At 39.6% G+C, this 18,980-nt stretch carries 25 protein-coding genes; 24 read left to right on the forward strand and 1 reads right to left on the reverse strand.

Annotation, left to right across the window (positions count from 1 at the left end):
• The first annotated feature begins 208 nt into the window (after nucleotides 1-208).
• The 24 genes from MKY45_RS06200 to MKY45_RS06315 all read left to right on the forward strand — a co-directional run bounded on the left by MKY45_RS06200 (nucleotide 209) and on the right by MKY45_RS06315 (nucleotide 17,965).
• Nucleotides 209-691 (forward strand): sigma factor-like helix-turn-helix DNA-binding protein, encoded by a 483-nt coding sequence (locus MKY45_RS06200; protein ID WP_341172685.1) that lies wholly within the window; start codon nucleotides 209-211, stop codon nucleotides 689-691.
• A gap of 189 nt (nucleotides 692-880) precedes the next feature.
• On the forward strand, nucleotides 881-1,450 hold the full coding sequence (locus MKY45_RS06205; protein WP_341172686.1) for a hypothetical protein: 570 nt from the start codon (nucleotides 881-883) through the stop codon (nucleotides 1,448-1,450).
• Nucleotides 1,451-1,537: 87 nt separating this feature from the next.
• Nucleotides 1,538-2,278 carry a phage terminase small subunit gene (gene terS / locus MKY45_RS06210; protein ID WP_341172687.1) on the forward strand — a complete coding sequence of 247 codons (741 nt, stop codon included), beginning with the start codon at nucleotides 1,538-1,540 and terminating at the stop codon, nucleotides 2,276-2,278.
• Nucleotides 2,271-3,545: a PBSX family phage terminase large subunit gene (locus MKY45_RS06215; RefSeq protein WP_341172688.1), complete on the forward strand. Its 1,275-nt coding sequence runs from the start codon at nucleotides 2,271-2,273 to the stop codon at nucleotides 3,543-3,545. The genes terS and MKY45_RS06215 overlap by 8 nt, the downstream gene beginning before the upstream one ends.
• Nucleotides 3,546-3,557: 12 nt before the next feature.
• Complete coding sequence (locus tag MKY45_RS06220) at nucleotides 3,558-5,129, forward strand: hypothetical protein (RefSeq protein ID WP_341172689.1); 1,572 nt, start codon at nucleotides 3,558-3,560, stop codon at nucleotides 5,127-5,129.
• A complete protein-coding gene (locus MKY45_RS06225; protein WP_341172690.1) occupies nucleotides 5,104-5,340 on the forward strand; it encodes an HNH endonuclease signature motif containing protein in 237 nt (78 codons plus the stop codon). The genes MKY45_RS06220 and MKY45_RS06225 overlap by 26 nt, the downstream gene beginning before the upstream one ends.
• A gap of 11 nt (nucleotides 5,341-5,351) precedes the next feature.
• Nucleotides 5,352-5,561: a hypothetical protein gene (locus tag MKY45_RS06230; RefSeq protein ID WP_341172691.1), complete on the forward strand. Its 210-nt coding sequence runs from the start codon at nucleotides 5,352-5,354 to the stop codon at nucleotides 5,559-5,561.
• Nucleotides 5,562-5,583: 22 nt separating this feature from the next.
• Nucleotides 5,584-6,636 carry a phage minor capsid protein gene (locus tag MKY45_RS06235; RefSeq protein WP_341172692.1) on the forward strand — a complete coding sequence of 351 codons (1,053 nt, stop codon included), beginning with the start codon at nucleotides 5,584-5,586 and terminating at the stop codon, nucleotides 6,634-6,636.
• The gene (locus MKY45_RS06240; protein WP_175297013.1) at nucleotides 6,637-6,804 is read left to right on the forward strand and encodes a hypothetical protein; all 168 of its coding nucleotides are present in this window, start codon (nucleotides 6,637-6,639) and stop codon (nucleotides 6,802-6,804) included.
• A gap of 361 nt (nucleotides 6,805-7,165) precedes the next feature.
• Nucleotides 7,166-7,753, forward strand: a complete 588-nt coding sequence (locus MKY45_RS06245) for a phage scaffolding protein (RefSeq protein ID WP_341172693.1) — start codon at nucleotides 7,166-7,168, stop codon at nucleotides 7,751-7,753.
• Nucleotides 7,754-8,143 carry a hypothetical protein gene (locus MKY45_RS06250; protein WP_341172694.1) on the forward strand — a complete coding sequence of 130 codons (390 nt, stop codon included), beginning with the start codon at nucleotides 7,754-7,756 and terminating at the stop codon, nucleotides 8,141-8,143.
• A 22-nt stretch (nucleotides 8,144-8,165) separates the two neighbouring features.
• The gene (locus MKY45_RS06255; protein WP_341172695.1) at nucleotides 8,166-9,152 is read left to right on the forward strand and encodes a major capsid protein; all 987 of its coding nucleotides are present in this window, start codon (nucleotides 8,166-8,168) and stop codon (nucleotides 9,150-9,152) included.
• 39 nt (nucleotides 9,153-9,191) lie between these two features.
• A complete protein-coding gene (locus MKY45_RS06260) occupies nucleotides 9,192-9,368 on the forward strand; it encodes a DUF7210 family protein (protein ID WP_341172696.1) in 177 nt (58 codons plus the stop codon).
• A gap of 4 nt (nucleotides 9,369-9,372) precedes the next feature.
• On the forward strand, nucleotides 9,373-9,720 hold the full coding sequence (locus tag MKY45_RS06265; protein WP_341172697.1) for a hypothetical protein: 348 nt from the start codon (nucleotides 9,373-9,375) through the stop codon (nucleotides 9,718-9,720).
• Entirely contained in the window at nucleotides 9,717-10,058 is a 342-nt protein-coding gene (locus tag MKY45_RS06270) for a hypothetical protein (RefSeq protein ID WP_341172698.1), read from the forward strand. The genes MKY45_RS06265 and MKY45_RS06270 overlap by 4 nt, the downstream gene beginning before the upstream one ends.
• Nucleotides 10,051-10,533 carry an HK97 gp10 family phage protein gene (locus tag MKY45_RS06275; protein WP_341172699.1) on the forward strand — a complete coding sequence of 161 codons (483 nt, stop codon included), beginning with the start codon at nucleotides 10,051-10,053 and terminating at the stop codon, nucleotides 10,531-10,533. The genes MKY45_RS06270 and MKY45_RS06275 overlap by 8 nt, the downstream gene beginning before the upstream one ends.
• Nucleotides 10,534-10,950 (forward strand): hypothetical protein, encoded by a 417-nt coding sequence (locus tag MKY45_RS06280; RefSeq protein ID WP_341172700.1) that lies wholly within the window; start codon nucleotides 10,534-10,536, stop codon nucleotides 10,948-10,950.
• Nucleotides 10,951-11,538 (forward strand): hypothetical protein, encoded by a 588-nt coding sequence (locus tag MKY45_RS06285; RefSeq protein ID WP_341172701.1) that lies wholly within the window; start codon nucleotides 10,951-10,953, stop codon nucleotides 11,536-11,538. It begins immediately after the preceding gene.
• Nucleotides 11,539-11,606: 68 nt separating this feature from the next.
• On the forward strand, nucleotides 11,607-12,029 hold the full coding sequence (locus tag MKY45_RS06290; RefSeq protein WP_341172702.1) for a collagen-like triple helix repeat-containing protein: 423 nt from the start codon (nucleotides 11,607-11,609) through the stop codon (nucleotides 12,027-12,029).
• 43 nt (nucleotides 12,030-12,072) lie between these two features.
• Complete coding sequence (locus tag MKY45_RS06295) at nucleotides 12,073-12,549, forward strand: hypothetical protein (RefSeq protein WP_042530363.1); 477 nt, start codon at nucleotides 12,073-12,075, stop codon at nucleotides 12,547-12,549.
• Nucleotides 12,550-12,635: 86 nt separating this feature from the next.
• Nucleotides 12,636-12,872 (forward strand): hypothetical protein, encoded by a 237-nt coding sequence (locus MKY45_RS06300; RefSeq protein WP_341172703.1) that lies wholly within the window; start codon nucleotides 12,636-12,638, stop codon nucleotides 12,870-12,872.
• 17 nt (nucleotides 12,873-12,889) lie between these two features.
• A complete protein-coding gene (locus MKY45_RS06305) occupies nucleotides 12,890-17,089 on the forward strand; it encodes a phage tail tape measure protein (protein ID WP_341172704.1) in 4,200 nt (1,399 codons plus the stop codon).
• On the forward strand, nucleotides 17,086-17,793 hold the full coding sequence (locus MKY45_RS06310) for a distal tail protein Dit (RefSeq protein ID WP_341172705.1): 708 nt from the start codon (nucleotides 17,086-17,088) through the stop codon (nucleotides 17,791-17,793). The genes MKY45_RS06305 and MKY45_RS06310 overlap by 4 nt, the downstream gene beginning before the upstream one ends.
• 13 nt (nucleotides 17,794-17,806) lie before the next feature.
• The gene (locus MKY45_RS06315) at nucleotides 17,807-17,965 is read left to right on the forward strand and encodes a hypothetical protein (protein WP_341172706.1); all 159 of its coding nucleotides are present in this window, start codon (nucleotides 17,807-17,809) and stop codon (nucleotides 17,963-17,965) included.
• Here the strand turns inward: MKY45_RS06315 and MKY45_RS06320 are convergent.
• Nucleotides 17,962-18,954, reverse strand: a complete 993-nt coding sequence (locus MKY45_RS06320) for a hypothetical protein (protein ID WP_341172707.1) — start codon at nucleotides 18,952-18,954, stop codon at nucleotides 17,962-17,964. The genes MKY45_RS06315 and MKY45_RS06320 overlap by 4 nt on opposite strands.
• Between the last annotated feature and the right edge of the window lie 26 nt (nucleotides 18,955-18,980).

The raw sequence follows: 18,980 nt of genomic DNA on the forward strand, positions 1-18,980 counted from the left end.
GAAAGGTCAGCGAGAGAAAGGGCGGAGTATGAAAATCCGAGTGTTGAATTAGTAACAATTCAAAAAGTAGGTTTCTTTAAATATCTAGTTGTGTGGAAGGTTCAAGGATATACAAATTTTAATTAAATAACAAGCTACTGAAACAATCAGGGCAGATTTGGATTTGAGGGAATCCAGTCTGTCCTTTTTTATTTGAGGGGAGTCGGTAATGATGATGACAAGCGAACAGATTGAGAATTGGGCGGATGAATTACTGGGTGAATATAAAGAGGGCCGTAGAGAATTAAAGCATTTTGAACCAGAATTATCAGAGGATAAAAAGCAGATTAATAGCATGATTGGCAGCATGACATATTCCATTGATTGGATGGAAAAAGGACGGCAGCCTGATTTATATCGTGGTGTTGACAGAAAAAATGCTTATCGAACGATGCAGTATGATGAAATGGAAATCATTCCGGATATTACAGAGCAAATTGAGCGAGAGCCTTTGTATATGAGTCAAGAGCAGCGATATCAGTTGTTGAAATTATTCCGTAATTTTTCCGATCGTGAAAGACAGTGTTACATCATGTATGAAGCCGAACAGCTTTCAATGCAGAAGATAGCCGACCGTTTAGGTATTAAAAAAAGTTCTGTTCAGATGTATATCAAACGGGCGAAAGAAAAGGTTCTGGCGGTAGCTTCATAATGGCTTGTCATACGATTTGTCATACGAAGTCCGCATTGTTAGAAGAGGTTTTTTAGATAGAGCACTAATTAAGATTTGTAATTATATATAAAGACCGTAAGGTCTATACAGATTAAGCACTAAAAATATTATGTAATAAGCAGGAATATTGTCTCCTTTTGGCGAATGAAATAATTAGGAGGGGATAATATGAGCTGGACTAAAGAGTTTTTGGACTCACTAAAACAATGGGATGAAGAAACGCCTGATAAGAAGCATACAATTAATGATATTGTAGCTTGGATCGGGATGACAATTGGAGCAGAAATGAAATACGAGGTTGAAGAGTGGACACTTGACTACTTGGAAGAAAGAATAAGATATCTAGTAGATGAAGTTTCCATAGATGAACAGTTTTTAATTGATTCACTGATAAACGTCGTAACTGAACGCCTTAAGAATTATAACGCAGAACGAGGGGAAAATATTGTCAGAGAGGAAAAAGTAATTAAAGAGTACGAAAAAGAGGGAATGGAAGTCCCAACTTCTGCTTATGAGAGATTGGAAAGACTAAAAAGCGATGAGGATATTATGAAGAGTAATTATGTTTTATCTGTTTGGGAAAGTATAATATCTATAAACTTTTCATTAATTAACAGGAAAATGATGATTAGCAAAGAAGCAAAAGCGAGTTATGAAAAGCATAAATCATTTTTCGATTCTTTACCAGAGAAAGACAAAGACAAGACTATTGGTGAATTAGTAAAGAAATCCAAATAAATAATAAAATTTTCAAAGCATCCTTCTGGGTGCTTTTTCTTATGTCCAAAACAAACTTAATTACAAACGGGGGTGGGTGATGATGTAGTGGCAGAAAAACATAAGCTTGCCGAGAAAGATTATATAAAAGGCATGAAATACAAAGAAATTGCAGAAAAGCATGGCGTATCTTTAAACACGGTCAAGTCTTGGAAACAACGTCATGGTTGGATTAGAAATAAGGGTGCACCCGAAAAAGAAAGTGTGCACACAAAAAAACGAGGTGCGCCAAAAGGCAGTAAAAATGCGCTGGGAAACAAAGGCGGCGCAGCACCGAAGGGAAATAGCAATGCTGTAACGCATGGATTGTTTGCAAAGTATTTACCAGAAGAAACACTGGAAATAGTTAATAGCATGGATTCTATCTCACCCATAGAAATCCTATGGATGAATATCAAAATGCAGTTTGCTTCTATCATGAGAGCGCAACAGATTATGTTTGTTCAAGATAGATACGATACTACAGAAGAAGTAAAAAAAACTGCCAGCGGTGACGGATTCGAATCAACTGAATACGAAATACAATTCGCTTGGGATAAACAGGCGAATTTTTTAAAATCGCAAAGTCGTGCCATGGGCGAGTTAAGAAGTATGTTAAAACAATTCATTGAAATGGCTCATGCAGATGACTACCGTTTGTTAGAAGTTGAGAAAATGCAGGTTGCTATCGATAAAGCAAAAGCCGAAACAGCTAAAATAAAAGGCGAAGATGGCACCGAATATGAAGATGACGGATTCATGGATGCGATAAAATCAACAACAAGCATATGGGATGATGACGATGAGTAAAAAGCCGGCGCTGTTCAAATTCAAACCATTCTCTAAAAAGCAGTTGAAGGTCCTTAATTGGTGGACAGAAGATTCTCCGCATAAAGATAAAGACGGAATTATTTGCGATGGTTCTGTTCGTGCTGGTAAGACGGTTGTAATGTCATTGTCCTATGTTATGTGGGCGATGGAAACTTTTGAAGACGAAAACCTCGGAATGGCTGGTAAAACAATCGGTTCTTTTCGCCGTAATGTAGTTAAGCCGTTAAAAAGGATGCTGCGATCCCGTAAATATAAAGTAAAAGATCACCGTGCCGATAACATGTTAGAAGTAACTAAAAACGGTACAACTAATTATTTCTATGTATTTGGTGGTAAAGATGAAGGTTCTCAAGACCTCATTCAAGGGATTACACTAGCCGGTATGTTTTTTGATGAAGTAGCTTTAATGCCTGAATCATTCGTCAACCAAGCTACTGCACGTTGTTCTGTGGACGGGTCAAAACTGTGGTTCAACTGCAATCCGGAAGGCCCACACCATTGGTTCAAAACAGAGTACCTGGATAACTTAGAAGAAAAGAACATGCTGCATCTCCATTTCACAATGGATGATAATCTTTCTCTATCCGAAAAGATTAAAGAAAGATACAGGAGAATGTATAGCGGTATATTTTATCAGCGTTTCATTTTAGGTCTGTGGGTGCTAGCAGAAGGCGTTATCTATGACATGTTTAGTAAAGACAAACATGTTGTTCCACCAGAACAAAGGCGATACTCAAAATATTATGTGTCTATTGACTATGGCACGCAGAACCCGACAACCTTTGGATTGTGGGGTTTTTATCGTGATACATGGTATAAGGTCAAGGAATACCATTACAGTGGTCGAGAACAGTCAAAACAAAAGACAGACCAAGAATATTTAGAGGACTTGCAGGACTTTGTGAAAGGCATTCGGTTAAATGGGGTTATTGTTGACCCGTCTGCAGCATCATTTATCGCATTGCTGAAAAATAATAGATTCTATGTTATTAAAGCGAAAAATGATGTGTTGGATGGTATTCGTAATGTATCTACTGCATTAAATGATGAATTGATTAAATACAATGATTGCTGCGAAGAAACGTTCAGAGAGTTTTCTTCTTATATTTGGGATGAAAAGGCAGCTAAACGTGGAGAAGATAAACCAATTAAAGAAAATGATCACCATATGGATGGCGACAGATACTTCATAAATACAATTGTATTTGCACCAAAGGCAGGAATCAGTGGTGCTAGCGCATGGTAAAGGAGGGGTTCAATGACAATAAACTGGAAAGAGTTTAACGAGGAAACAATAACGAAAACGCATGGAAAAGTACATTCCTATCGTGATTTATACGAAGGTAATCACTCGCAATTATTTTCTCGTGCCAAGAGATTAATTGAAAAAGGCGAGATTGTAGATGAAATTATATACGGAACAAAGGAAAGTCAGAACGTACAGACACCTTACATTGTAGCCAATGTATCAAAGCTAATACCGGAAATCCCTGCCATGCTTGTAAGTCGTTCTATCGGGAATATACAGACTTCTTTGTCGTCAAAGGATTATGATTCAGAAGACAACACCAGGGCAGAGGACGAGAATTATGATAATCTTACAACGCAGCAAGAAGCTATCCGGGATATTGAATCTAATTCGCATCTTGAATTTGAACATTGGGGAAATATCGTGCAGCAGCAGGTAGACGGTGGACTGGTTGGTGTACCTTGGCTGGATGACAGAGGATTACGACTAGAATTCAAGGCTAGAGACGTTTATTATCCCCATCCCGATGGAATGGGTGTAGACCTTGCGTATACCGTTGAGATTAATGATGAAGATTATTTACAGGTGTATCGAGAGCGACTAGAAAAAGGTGGACTGAGAGCAACGCATATGCTTTTTAGTCAGAATCAAACTGGCAAGACAACGGCATTGAGTGATGAAGAAACAAAGAAATTATTGAATATGAAAGAGTTAGAAACCTTTTACCCTAATCGTGAAAGGTTTTTTATTGTGTATTGGCCAAATGAGAAAACGTTTATGAATCCAATGGGTGTTAGTTGCTTGAAGAACCAGGAAGGCAAGCAAGATGAAATTAACTGGACTTTGACACGGAATGCGCTGACCTTTGAAAGGAACGGAAAGCCTAGAATCGCTGTGTCTCAAGAGATTCTGAACGCATTGGAAGAAAGAGCAAGAGAACGATATGGCGATGCTTCACGAATTGACCATAGAGACTTAGAAATCACAGCATTCAATGAACAGGGAAAAGCCATGGAAATTATCCAGATTGATATTACTAAGATAGGCGATATCTCATGGGTTAAAGACTTAATGAAACTTATGCTGATGGAAACCAAGACATCAGAGAAAGCGGTTGACTTTTACATGGATGGAGGTTCGACTTCTGCGCAATCTGGAGTAGCAAAGTTTTATGATTTATTTACATCGTTGCTTAAAGCTGAGCAACTTCAAAAAGAATATATTTATTTTCTAAAGCAACTGCTTGAATCAGCATTGTGGTTGGCGCACGAGAACGACCCGAATATCCTTATCGAACAGCCAGAGATACAGCTGAAAGCTATGATTCCGATTTCTCGCAAGGAACTAATCGAAGAGAATAATATGGCTTACACAAATGGCGCACAATCGCTTGAAGTGACTGTCAGAAGGAATAATCCTCATGCATCGGAAGAGTGGATACAGGAAGAGATAGCAAGAATTCAAGAGGAATCTACACCAGATGATACCACCTCTTTATTACGTGGTAGGCAGACGTTGAACAATTTCTTTGATAATAGATTAGGAGGAGACGGTGATGGCGACGAAGAAACGCGATTATAAAAAGGAGTATCGCGACTATCATGGTAAGCCAGAACAGCGCAAAAATCGTTCTATGCGTAACCAAGCGAGACTTAAGGCGGGATTAAAACCCGGCGATAAAAGAGAAGTGGATCACATAAAGCCATTGTCAAAAGGTGGAGGTAATGGAAGCAAGAATCTGCGTGCTGTTTCTCGGACTACTAATCGGAAGAAAGGAAATAAAAGCAAATAAGGAGGTTGGCGATGATGGAGGACAAGATGATGAATGATAAACACGAAACAGTTACCCAAGCAAGAAAAGCGCTGGATAGCGTAACGGAGAACATTATTGGTGTTGAAAGTGTTGGCATTGATAAGAATTACTACCGCGAAGATGGAACGGCAAGACTGACAATAACCGTGGAATATAGGACTGATATAGAGCAAGTAATCCCTACGCCGAAACGGTATTAAAGGATACTGGATGTGATGAAAAATGAACGAAGAACAACTCTTAAAGTATGTTCGTGAAATCAGCACCAATATCCTTGGGAGAATTGCCATCGCTGACCTAACCAAAGAAAAAGGCGCAGAAAAGCTACTAGGCGAGATTGGACACATATTAGACCAATACAGTTTGCAAGTAGATGAAGTCTTGCCAGAGGCTGTTTTAAATCATTATTTCGGTGGTGTGGATGAAGCGACAAAAGCATTGAAGGATATTGGTAGCAAACCCAAACCGATTAGTAGAGTTATCCACCAAAATGCAGTCGAGGAAATAATGGATGACACACTGATTGACATGCAAGCAGCGATTAGAACAGCTAAAGCGAGTGCTATTTCTACCGTTACAAATGCGACGGAAAGTGTTCAAGGTGATATTGCTAAAGGATTGATTACAGGTGAGCCAAGAAAGGTTATTCAGCAACATGTGGCAAAGTCGTTTGAGGCAGAGGGATTGACTGCTTTTATAACTTCTGATGGTAAAAAGCTCCCACTGGACTTTTATGCAATGACAGTGACACGATCTAAAATGCGCCACGCTTCCGTACAAGGGAATGTCCAAAGGTATAAAGAGAATGAACAGGATTTAGTGCAAATCATTGAGAATGATGATTCCTGTGCGGTTTGTGCTAACCACAACAGATTAGTAGTTAGTCTAACTGGCGAGACAGAAGGTTTTCCGACGATAGATGAAATAGAACTCCCACCTTATCATCCGAATTGTAGAGGGACAATTTCCCCTTATGCTATCGACTTTAAAAGTAGTAAAGAAGTAGAACAAGCAATAGCAAGAAATGATGAATATGAAGAGGGAGAAGACCCACGCACCGAGGAACAGAAGAAAGCTTACGAGAAGGAACAAGAAGCTAGAAGGCGTGCCAATGAGGAAAAGAAACAGTACGCTCGTTGGAAAGGTGTTATGGGCGATGATGCACCCAAAAATTTAGGTGCATTTAGGAGTATGAAAAGACAGGACACTGTTAAATTTCAAGAATTGCAGTCAGAGTATCGCAGTATTTCCCAACAGATTGGTGGAGGTGGTTAAGTGAACTACTCAGTAATAGTAGCAGACGGGGATTGGAAAACTGAAAGAAAAGTAACAGAAGTAACTGACGTCAAAGTTGAAGATGGAGTATACATTTTATCTGATAAAAACGGTGCAGTATTATTCAGTTCTCCAGTTGATTCTTTAGTTTATTTAGAAGTGGAGTAACATGCACTATCCGACAAGCATTAGGTGCTTTTATTGTGAGGTGAAAACATGTCTAAAATAATTAACATCGTTGACAAAGAAACCAGAGAATTAATTGCTTCCATATCTGATGATGACGTCATATTGAAAGATGAATATGAAGTAATCGAAACAGAAGATTGACCTAAGCATGTCATTAAAAGGCTTTTTATTATGCATTCCTGTAAGCCTTATGGATAGGTCACACAGCATTCATTGATAAGTGGTATGTGTTACTACCCTTCTATAAGCAAGGTGCATATTCAATCATTCGCTCGCACAGCGTTATTGTGCTAATCCATCGTGGACAATACCACGTTATCAAATGTAGGAGGAATGAAAGATGAATAGAGAATTTTTAAAAGAAATTGGGTTAGAAGATGAAGCAATCGATAAAATCATGGCTGAACATGGAAAGACAGTAAATCAAACGAAGGACGAGCTGACCAGTGCACAGTCAGAACGAGATTCGTTAAAAGAACAACTGTCCGAACGTGATACGCAACTTGAAGATTTACGAGGTAAGGCTCAAGGCAACGAAGAATTACAAGCTACTATTGATTCACTTAAAGAAGCTAATACGCAAGCCAAAGAATCTTATGAGAAGCAATTGAAAGAACAGAAGTTTAATTATGAATTGGACAGGGAGCTTATGACTGCTCAAGCAAGAAACCCTGTTGCTGTTCGGGCATTGCTTGACACAGAGGTAATCAAACTTGATGAAGATGGCAAAATTAAAGGATTATCAGAGCAACTGGAAGGTCTGAAAGAAAGCGATAGCTATCTCTTTTCCAGTGAAGAAGGAGCACCGCCATCTAATTCTAATTTCAAACCAGGCTCTACTCAAAAAACGAATAATCCCAAAGAAGTTGACCCTTATGTTGCAGGGCGCCAAAAAGCATTAGAACGACATAAGAAGGAGGAAGAATAAATGAATTTACAACCAACCTACCAAAAGATTTTTGGTCAAAAAGAATTTTTACGTAACAACGTTGGAACGGAATATAAAACAGGTGGTGCGACATTGGACGCAGATGCATTCGAAGAAATAGCAGAAAACGGTTATATCAAAGCTGGTACTGCCACCTATATTGGGGAAGAAGGTTTTTACGTACCATGGAAAGACCCATCTACAGATGAAGATGGAAATGCAGAGGCGCGTGAAGGTGCTGGTTTGATATCTCATGATATTAAATTTGTTAAAGGTACTAAACCAATTTCCGGAATACTTGTAGCAGGACACCCATTAGAAGGCAAATGCACAGGAGTAACAGAAGGATTTAAAGCAGAAGTAAAAGGATACTTACGCTTTGATGCGTAAGTAAATGAAGGAGGAATAATACATGCCATTACATTTAAATGAATTTCAACAACCACAATTAACCGGATACGTTCAGAACGTACCCCCTGCTAGAGAATATTTACTTGCTAGTTTCATGCCGGAAGAACCTGTTTATGACACCCAATTTGCTTATAACGTAATTAACGGGAGATACGCACAAGCTGCATCTATCACTGGATGGAACGCAAGTGCTCCTTTACGTGACACAGCAGAACAAGAGCGCGCTTTTGGTCAAGTAGCAAAATTACAACATGGTTTCCGTTTAGACGAAACACAGCTATTACAATATAATCGCCCGCGTGCAGAACAAGAAGCCAATGCTGTCATTGAGGGGATTTATACTTCTACTGATGAGCTAGTGCAAGGTGTAGAAGATATTAAAGAATACCTTCGCGCGCAAGTTATTTATAACGGACAACTTATCTATAACGATAATAAAAATAACGTTCATTTAAATATTGATTTCAAGATCCCCAATGAAAATAAGATTACTGCTACTACTCAATGGAGTAATGAAGGAGCAACTCCACTAACTGACATTCAGGCTGCGGTAGAACAATATAAGAAAAGCAATCAAAAGCAAAAACCTGTTGTTATGCACATGACCAGCGCTACAGAAGCTTTACTACTGAATAACGAACAAATCCGCACGCAAATTTACGGAACGGATAACGGGAAACGTTTGCTAACTAAATCGGATATCCAAAATGTGTTTAGCGCTTTGGGATTACCACCTTACCAAATTAATGATGATGTCGTCCTTGTTGATGATGAGGAAAAACAATTACTGGATGATAACAAGGTTGTTTTATTGGGAACTGATTTAGGTAAAACAATGATTGGTCCAACAGAAGAAAATAACTATATGCCAGGTAAATTTGCTGACACAGAAATTAAAAAGAATCCGCCAGAACAATCAGTTAGAGTTGGTGAAACTGCATTCCCGGCATTGAAACGCAAAAAAGCAATCGTAACATTGAGCGTCTAGTACAGGCGCTCTTTTTATTTACAAAAAGGAGGGCACACCATGCCGAAGTATACAGCACAAGCTTATTTATCTCATAAAGGAAAAATTGTTAAACCAGGGGAGGAACTTGAATTAACTGCAAAACAAGCTGATTTTCTTGGTGATAAAGTGACTGAGGTGAAAAGGGCTGCTTCTAAAACAGCTGCAAAGAAAGAAGAACAAAAAGAAACGAAGTGATCACATGATTACAACTGAATCTATTAAAGCGTATCTCAAGAAGATGCCAGGTAGTGATACCTTGCTTGATTTAGAAGATGCCGAACAGGATAAAATCATCTTTTCATCGCATGAATTACTCAAAGACCACTACAAGGATACGGATATAACTGATAGAGCAGTCGCTCTGCAAGTTTTATATTCTGTTGAGGGTGAAGATGAAGAGTATGCCAAACTCAAGCGACACGGCATTAAATCGTACTCTGTGAAGGGAGTCTCTGTAACTTTTGAAGGTGGAGAAATCGCATCCTCTGTCATCGCTATCTTAGGGGAACCGAGAACCAAAAGCGCGAAGGTAGGTAGATTAATATGAAGCCACCAATGCGACAAAAGGTGTGGTTCGATTATCCGGTCTACGACAGTGAAGGGAATCCGATAAAGGACAGATACGGAAAAACGAAAACCGAACCAAAAGAATCTAAAGCCCGAGTGCAATTCAAAGCGAATATCGTTAAAGATGCTAAAGGCGAGGAAAGGCGTACTTCCGTCGAAGTTGATTTACCGACGTCATTCAATCCAGAAGTAGGAGCCGGATACAAATACACCGACAACGGCGGAAATACCACCACTGGAACGCTTATCTCGAAATATGAAGCTATTAACCTGTCGGGCACCAAAGTCTACTACAGGACGGTGTATTGCGATGGCTAAAGATGAAGTGCAAGTCGTATGGGAAGGGTTCAAAGAATTTAGCGATGAACTCGGCAAGATGGACAAGCAGATGGAAAAGAATCTATTAGATGCCATGAAGGAATATATTATGCTGGCAGAAGAAGGAGCGAAAGCACTTGCTCCTAGAGATTCTGGTGATTTAGAAGAATCAATCCAGTTCAAGCCGCCTACCATCCAAGGGGACAAAGTTGTTTCAGAAGGTGGCTCCAATCTTGCTTATGCATTGCGTCAACACGAAAAACCTTATGGTTCCGGATTCGGTGATAAATATGATAACGGATTGATGGTAGTTAAATACTACACTGATGGAAAAGGGCTACGAACACTCCAAAAACCTTCATGGCGCGGTGAACAACCTGGAAGAAAGTATCTTGAAAGAGCCGTCGCTATCACGGAGGACGATTTCGAGAAAATCATGGCAAAAGCCTTAGAAAAAACGTTGGGAGGGGAGTAATTGATTCAATATCATTTAATGCAGAAGTTACAGAATGTACTTCCCGACTTAGAGTGGACGGTAGATTATAAGACAGCTGATGACAATACAGGCACCGTTTATTATGAAGGTGGCGGGTCTCCTGGCATTTATGACGTACCAATCAGACATCCACGCTATATGGTTTATATATCATCATCTGACTGGGACTTTGCAAAGTATGCGGCTCAGATAGTACATGACACATTACACAAAATATTTAATGAGCCTATAACAGTTGAATTTATGAAAGATGAAAACGTGGTAGCGACAAAAAGCTATCGCGTTTTTTTAGTGAAAGCAGCGTCGGAGCCACTGCCGTTAGGAGTGGCAAACGACAAGATGGATTACAGCGTCAATTTTGATGTGACGTTAGTTGAAAATAAGGAGGAATTATAAATGGCAGACAATAAAGAATACATGTTTGGACCAGCTGATATCATAATCGGCGAAGGTGAAGACCAAGTGGCTTTTGATGGGGAAAATTATTTGCAAGCCGAAGGTGGTACGTTGACAATCACACCTCAATATACGCCTATTAACGTAATTGATTTCGGGGAAACGCCTATCGACAACCGATTAACAGGGTGGGACGTACAAATTTCCGTTACAGCAGCACAGGAAGACGCCAAAATTTTAGATGTTGCGCTCGCCTCAACAACACCTATCACGAACACAGACGGTGGAGAATCCGGGGCAATGGATGCTCCTATCGGTTCTAGTCCGAAAGGAAGAAGGGTGCGTATTCATCCTCGTGAGTTACCTGATTCTATTAAAGAAAGAGATTGGGTTATTTATAAGGCGGCTTCTACTGAAGGATTCGAGAGAAATTACGGTGCAGAACAAGGAAGCATCACAATCAATCTTACAGCTATGCCACGTGACGGTTTCAATGCATCTAAACCAGGTAACTTTTTCTATCGCGGTGCTGTTGACCCTAACGCCGAAGAAGACAGCGGAAACGACGGTGAAACCCCAAACCAATAAACGCCATTCAACAACCATCATTAGCTAGTTTTTTTAGTTGAGTGGCGATAAATCTAAGGAGGAATAGTATGCCAAAATCAGACAAGGAAGTTTTATATACCGAAGTCTATGGCGCAAAGGTAGGATTACCACAGTATTATGATGAGGATGATAACCCTGTTGTTATCTCAACTCAAAATCCATTACCGGTGCGAATACAAGGCGGCGTTGATGGGAAATCAGCTTATGAAATTGCTGTAGTTAATGGGTTTGAAGGAACGGAAGAAGAATGGCTTGCATCATTAAAAGGTCCAAAAGGAGACCAAGGTGAACCTGGTCAAGATGGGGCGCCTGGAAGTGATGGATCTCCTGGCAGTGACGGAGAAGACGGTACAGATGGTGTCAGCGTAGTTGATGCTACATCTGATGGAACAAACATCACATTCGAATTATCAAATGGAAACACAATAGACATTCCTTGGCCAAGCCAAGAACCAGGTACAGAAGAGTAGGATTCCCTGCTCTTCTTTTATTTATATCAGGAGGTTTTAGACAATGAAAGTAAATATTAAAGTCAAGCAAGATAACACAGTGGAGACAATTCAGCATGAGGTTCAATCCATCAATGTATTTCAGTTTCAAAAGACTTTAAAAGGAATTAAAAACATTATCGGAATCATCAATGAGGATGAAGCTTTAAAACAAACATTTACAGATATGTTTGCAGCGGAGAATCAAGATGAGGAGCTGTCTGTAACATACGTTATAGCTAGGGCAGCTGGAGCTTTTGAAGCTGTATTAATTAATATCCCGGATGAAGGTTTTGAGTTGCTTGCAACGCTATCGGGTCTCGAAAAGAAAACACTGATGGAACAAAAAGTGGAGGATGTATTTGATATTTATGATGCAGTTCTTGAGGTAAACGACATTGAAAAAATCGTAGAACGAGCAAAAAAGTCTTTCGCCGCCACCAAGAAAGCGACGAAGTTTATGAGGAAACGAGTAGAAGCGACAGCACAGAAACAAGCATAGCCGAAGCATTTATTTTCAAACTGGGAAAATCGTTAGGCGGCAGAAAAGAAGTTGTCGATAGTCCAGTCGATGAAATACTCAAATTTATGGATATGGCGCTCGAGAAAGAAGAATCAGAGGCAGAGCATGAGCGGGCGAAAATGTATATCCAGTATCTATCAAATGTTTACTCCCAAAAGCAAGAAGGGAAAAACCCGCAGTTTGAACGCGACAGAAAAGAATTTGAGAAGATGTTGAACCCACAAAAGGAAAGAAAAGAAACAAATAAGACATACGAGTGGGACTTTGACCCACAGGAATTAATAGAGCAACAAAATACTTAATGAAGGGAGGTTGAGCAATGGCAACTGTTAGGGAGCTGCTAGCTAAGTTTGAGGGCTCATATCAAGGTTTTAAATCTTCCGTTTCTGGAATGAAATCGGAAATGGATGATTTGGATAAAAAAACGAAAGACGCTACAAAAAACATGAGCCAAAAGTTCACCGATTTCGGAGATGGATTAAAGAAAAAAGGAAAAACCATGTTTAAAGGCGTCACTCTACCATTGATGGCATTAGGCGGAGTGGCATTTACTGCAGCGTATGATATGGACAAGGCTTACAACAATATCATTGTCGGCACAGGCGCTACCGGTGAAGCGCTGGAAGGACTCAAAGACACGCTAAAAAACGCCATGAAAGAAGTGCCTAACAGTGCAGATGAGGTATCTAATGCTATTTCTAATATTAATACCATTACAGGCGCCACAGGCGATGTATTAGAGGATTTAACCGTCAATATATTAGATGTCAGCAGGATGCTTGGCGAGGACGGTGTGGCTAACTCTATGGCTTTCTCTAAAGCGTTAGAACAGTTCCAGATACCCGCAGAAGATGGCGTGGCAGAGTTAGAAAACTTATTTCGGATGACACAAGATTACGGTATTGGTTTAGATTCACTGACTGGATATCTAGGGAAATTTGGTCCTGTAATGAATAACGCAGGGTTTTCTATGGGCGAGTCAGCGGAGTTTATGTCCAGACTTGAAGCTAATGGAATCCAAGTAACGCGTGTTATGCCTGGTTTAAACCAAGGTTTTCGTAAATGGGCAGATGAAGGTAAGAACGTTCGCGAGGAATTTGGAAATGTGATTACCCAGATGCAAAATGCTGAAACGGAGACCGAAGCATTAAACATTGCGTCTGAAGCTTTTGGTTCCCAAGGCGCGCAACGTATTACCACAGCAGTCAGAAATGGCACACTTCCGAGCCTTGAAGAATTAGGAGAAACATTGGAAGGAAACGCCGGACTCATTGATCGCGAGAACGAGCGTACCAAGACAATGGGCGAGCGCATAATGGAAATGAAAAATCGTGTGCAAGTGGCTATGGAACCGATAGGCAAGATCATGCTAGATTTTGCCGAAGCTATCATGCCTAAGGTTGAACAAGCTATCGAGAAACTTTCAAACTGGTTTGGCTCCATCTCTGAACAAAATCAAAAATGGATTGTCATCCTCGGCGCAATGGCCGCAGCCATAGGACCTGTTTTAATGGTTTTAGGAATGTTTGCTGGTTGGATTGGTAATCTGATTGGTTTATTCGCTCCGTTTATTGCAAGAGTTAAAGACGCAGGCGGCATTGCTAAATTCCTTGGAGGTGGCATCAAAACCTTAGCTAGTAGATTTTCATTCTTGCTTGGACCTGTTGGTATAGTTATTGGGATTATTACTACACTGGCAAGCATCTTTACTTTAGCTTACAAAAAATCTGAAAACTTTCGTAATGGCGTAAATGAAATTATAGATGCGGTTAAGATCGCTTTTGGAAACATCGAGGAATTTGTTGAAGGTATCAAAGGCCTGTTTCAAGACGACGGACAATCCGGAAGGGATATATTAGCGAGTCTTGGTTTCTCTGATAAATTCATCGAAAAAGTGGATGGTGTTGCTGAAAAACTGGCGATATTTAAAAATAATGTAGCTAATTTTATCGATGGCATAAAAGGCTTATTCAAAGACGATGGACAAGGCGGAAGAGACATATTAAGCAGCTTAGGTATATCTGATAAAACCATTGCTGTCTTAGATGATATCGCAGTTAAACTTGTAGTTTTTCGAAGCGATGTCGAAAAACTTATCAGTGACATTGTAACTTTTATAAAAGGGAAATTTGCTGAAATCAAGTCATTTTGGGATACAAATGGAGCGCAAATTCTCCAAGCATTTCAAAATGTATTTTCCGGAATCTGGTCGGTAGTGCAACCGATTCTGAACGGCATTGTTAGCTTAATCCAATGGGCTTTCCCTTATATCAAAACAATAATTGGTACAGCGCTAAATGTTGCTTTTGGAATCGTAAAAATGATATGGGGTAACATCCAAGGCGTCATAAACGGTGCACTAGATGTCATTATGGGATTAGTCAAGACATTTTCTAGTCTCTTTACTGGCGACTGGTCTGGTATGTGGGAGGGAATAAAACAAGTCCTATCTGGCGCCGTACAGTTTATCTGGAATTTCATCCAGTTATCCTTCTTTGGGAAAATCATCAAAGGTGGATTAGTGTTCGTTAAAAGCTTTGCCGGTTCCCTATCTACCATGTGGACTAATATAAAAAATATCTTTTCAACTGTTATAAAATGGATTGTTGATTTTGTTAAAAATCGTTTTGCCGCAATGCAAAATACGATAAGTTCCATTACAACCGCAATCCAAAACGTGCTTTCGAGAATTTGGAACTTCATTTGGGGAAGTATACTGAAGCCGATTATAACGAACATTTACAATTTTGTTCGAAATAGCTTTAGGAATATACGTGATACAACATCAAATATTTTTGGGTCGATACGTGACACAGCACGCTCAATCTGGAATAAAATCAAGGATAATATTATAAATCCTGTAAAAGACGGCGTGAACTGGGCGATTACGAAGTTTAATGATTTTAAATCTAGCGTTGGCACAACCTTTAAAAATATTTATGATGATGTGACTAGCTGGATTTCAGATATGGTCCAAAAAGTCAAAGACATGCCTGGTGAAATGAAGAAAAAAATCGTTGAAGGAGCAGGGAAGGTTAAAGAGGGTTTTAAAGCTATTGGCAGGAAAATGGTTGACGGAATTGCCTTAGCTGTAAATGGTGTTGGTTCAGCAGTAAACTGGGTTGCTGGAAAATTAGGAATGGATGATATTGTCGGTAAATGGGTTCCGGCTGACAGCCTTAATTGGTATGCAAAAGGTACTGGCTCGCACCCCGGTGGACATGCAGTTTTAGGAGATGGAAAAGGCAGCAATGCCGGAAGAGAGTTGACCATATTACCAAACGGACAATCATTCTTAAGTGCTGATAAACCGACCTTATACCCTAATTTACCAAAAGGAACTGCCGTTATTCCGGCAAATAAAACCAAGGAATTGATGGACGTACCTAAATATGCACTTGGTGATGCCTTTGGTAAAGCTGTAGATGTAGTGGGCGACGGAATAAGTTGGACAAGTGACAAAATATCAACGGGTTATAACTATGCAAAAGACACCACAATTGCAGCAGGAAAGAAAATCGGTGAATGGACTGGGAACGTATGGGATTATGTTAGTAACCCGGACAAGTTAGTCGATATCGCCCTTGAAAAAGTTGGTGCGATAATGCCTGATGGCGTTGGAGCTATGATTGACCTTGCTAAAGGTGCTTTTAAAACCATCAAGGACAAAGCGATTGAGTGGGCAAAAGAGCAACTCAATATGGGTGGTCCCGAAGGCGTTAGTGGCGGTATGGGATTAGTTGGTGCTGCAGGTAATTGGCGGTCACAAATCCAACGTGCAGCAGCACAAATGGGTGAAACAGTGTCACCTACAGAAATAAACGGTATTTTAGCTCAAATTAACCGTGAATCTGGTGGTAATCAGCGTATCGTGCAATCATCTGCTGTATGGGATGTTAATACTGCTGCAGGGAATCCAGCACGTGGATTGCTTCAATATATACCGCAAACCTTTAACGCATACAAGGTTAGAGGACACGAGAATATTTATTCCGGTTATGATCAATTATTAGCCTTCTTTAACAACCGGACTTGGCGCCGTGATTTGCCATATGGTCGCCGTGGCTGGGGTCCAAGAGGCGGACGTAAATATAAACAGGGTACAAACTACGTACCAGAAGATGGGCCGGCGTATCTGCACAAAGGAGAAGCTGTCATCCCAGCGGAATATAACAAACCGTCCAAAGTCAATGACTGGATAGATGCGATTGAAAAGCGCTTATCGTGGATTGAATCGGGAGGTTGGGCTGAATCAATTATTAGTCATGACCCTTCCAAGCGATTAAGTCAGCGTGGCATATGGGAGCGAACTGGACGTGAACTTGGATTCATTGATAAATCAGATGACAAGACAGGAAAAGAGGTTATATCGTTGCTCATGCGTATTGCTGATGCAGTGGAAACCGGACGTGACTTGAATCTGGTGTTTCAAGATAGAGACACTGCACGAATCCTAGAGCCACTAATTACAGAGCGTCAAAAACGGAAAAATAATCCCAAGAAAGGAGGCCGCCGATGACTAAATTATATTTCGATGGTGTAACCAAAGATTATGTAACTGTATTGTCAAAAGGGCGTCCTTACTGGGCGCCTTTTAGTCGTGAGGTACAGGTAATGCCTAATGGTAGAAAAAGACTTGTGAAAACTGAAAATGAAGCGGTGACCATCCCTGTTGAGATATTGATCGATGGAAATAGCAAAGAAGATTTGTTGAAAAAAGCAGAAGAAATTGGAACATGGCTTATCACTAAAAATGAAAAACCGTTGCAATTCAGCGATGAAATGAATCGAAGTTATATAGCCTTACTTGATGGTGGCATAGATGTCGATGAAGTGGTTTCTTTTTCTCGATGCACTGTTGATTTTCTTGTATTAGATAAGGTGGGAGTAGAGAAAACAATCAACGTAACAACTTCTAATGCCACTCACACCATCACCGGACAAGATAATGCACCGTGGGAAATATCACTAAGATTTACCGCGAAAACAAACAAATTTGAATTAGAGACGAATTCAGGGTTATATATTTTACTTGGGTTTGAGTTTATCGAAGGCGACCGCTTGACCATTAAATACGAGGGGCGTGAGGTCTGGCTGAATGATGATAGGGATTTAAGACACTCTATCAGACTGGCGTCAAATTACGAGTTGTTGGAGCCAGGAGAAATCAAGATAAGAGCAAGTCATGCATGTGAATTGAAATATGATGAAAGATTTTATTAGGAGGAGTGATGAAATGGAGGAAAATTCGAGGGTACAGTATTATACAGTAAATGAAGAAGGTGATACTTGTTTTAAAAACTTGGAAGCTTCCTTTCAATTAGATCAATTAGACCGAATAGAGAGGAAGCTAGACAAATTTCTAAACACGATGGAAGAAGAGGGAAAATATTAATTTTCCTTTAAATATTCAAATGCAATAGTATTTATAACATTGAGCATGAAGTGACAATCTTCCTTTAATGCAACTCCAGGACTAGCATGAGAAGCCATGTTTCTCATTTTATATGCAACCTCTAGTCGAGTGTTATCGCGTCTGGAAGTTATACCTTCTTGGTGTAATTTTTCTTTCAAGACACCTAATTGTGTATCACCAGCCTTTACTTTTTTTACTAGGTTTTCTTCAAGTATTTTAATACAAAGAGTCTCTAAAACGACTCCTAGAGTGGCAGCGCATGGTAAAAAGAGATTTTGGTGATACGCAGCCATGGCTTGGTCTAGTTGGTATGAAAAATCGTCATCGTCAACCAATGCTATTAACGGTTTTAAATCCAGTAAAGAGAAAGGGAATTTATAAGCATCTTTTGCAAAATAGCTTAGCTTTGTTTCGTTTACAGTTTTGAATTGAGTGATTTCGTTCTTAATTAAGTCAAATGCTAATCTTGTGAGATTTTGTATGTGAATATAGTTTTTTAAGTCAAACTGTTTGCTGACTAAACTGTGATTTCTTTCTATATCAGTATAATAGTCTCTCATTTCGAACATGATTTGAGATTTATCAAATCCATTAGCAACTAAAATCTTTTCACGTAAAAATTGAAACGAGTATTGATAACTATCTAAATCCTGCAGGTCAGTTTGTTTTAAAATAATACTTTTTTCTTCTCTGTGTCCAGGTGTTGATAATATGTATGTTTGTATTGCTTGACTCATATCAAATTCATAAGGAAGAATGGTAGCAATTATAGAGCAATTATCTTTCCTTAAAAATCTAAATGGTTCAGGGTTCTGTTCAAGAGTCTCTTTATTAAACGTCTGTAATCTTTCGAGATAAATATTTCTCGATTTGTCCTCAACTTGATTTAGATTTTTAAGAATCTGCTCTGGTCTACCCGATTCATCAATTCCTTTGTAATCAAATTCTATGTTTAATTCTTGTGTCATAACTAAGCACCTCCGATTATATAGAT

Origin of the sequence: Oceanobacillus sp. FSL K6-0251, assembly GCF_038004725.1 — a bacterium.
GTDB classification, from domain to species: Bacteria; Bacillota; Bacilli; order Bacillales; family Amphibacillaceae; genus Oceanobacillus; species Oceanobacillus oncorhynchi.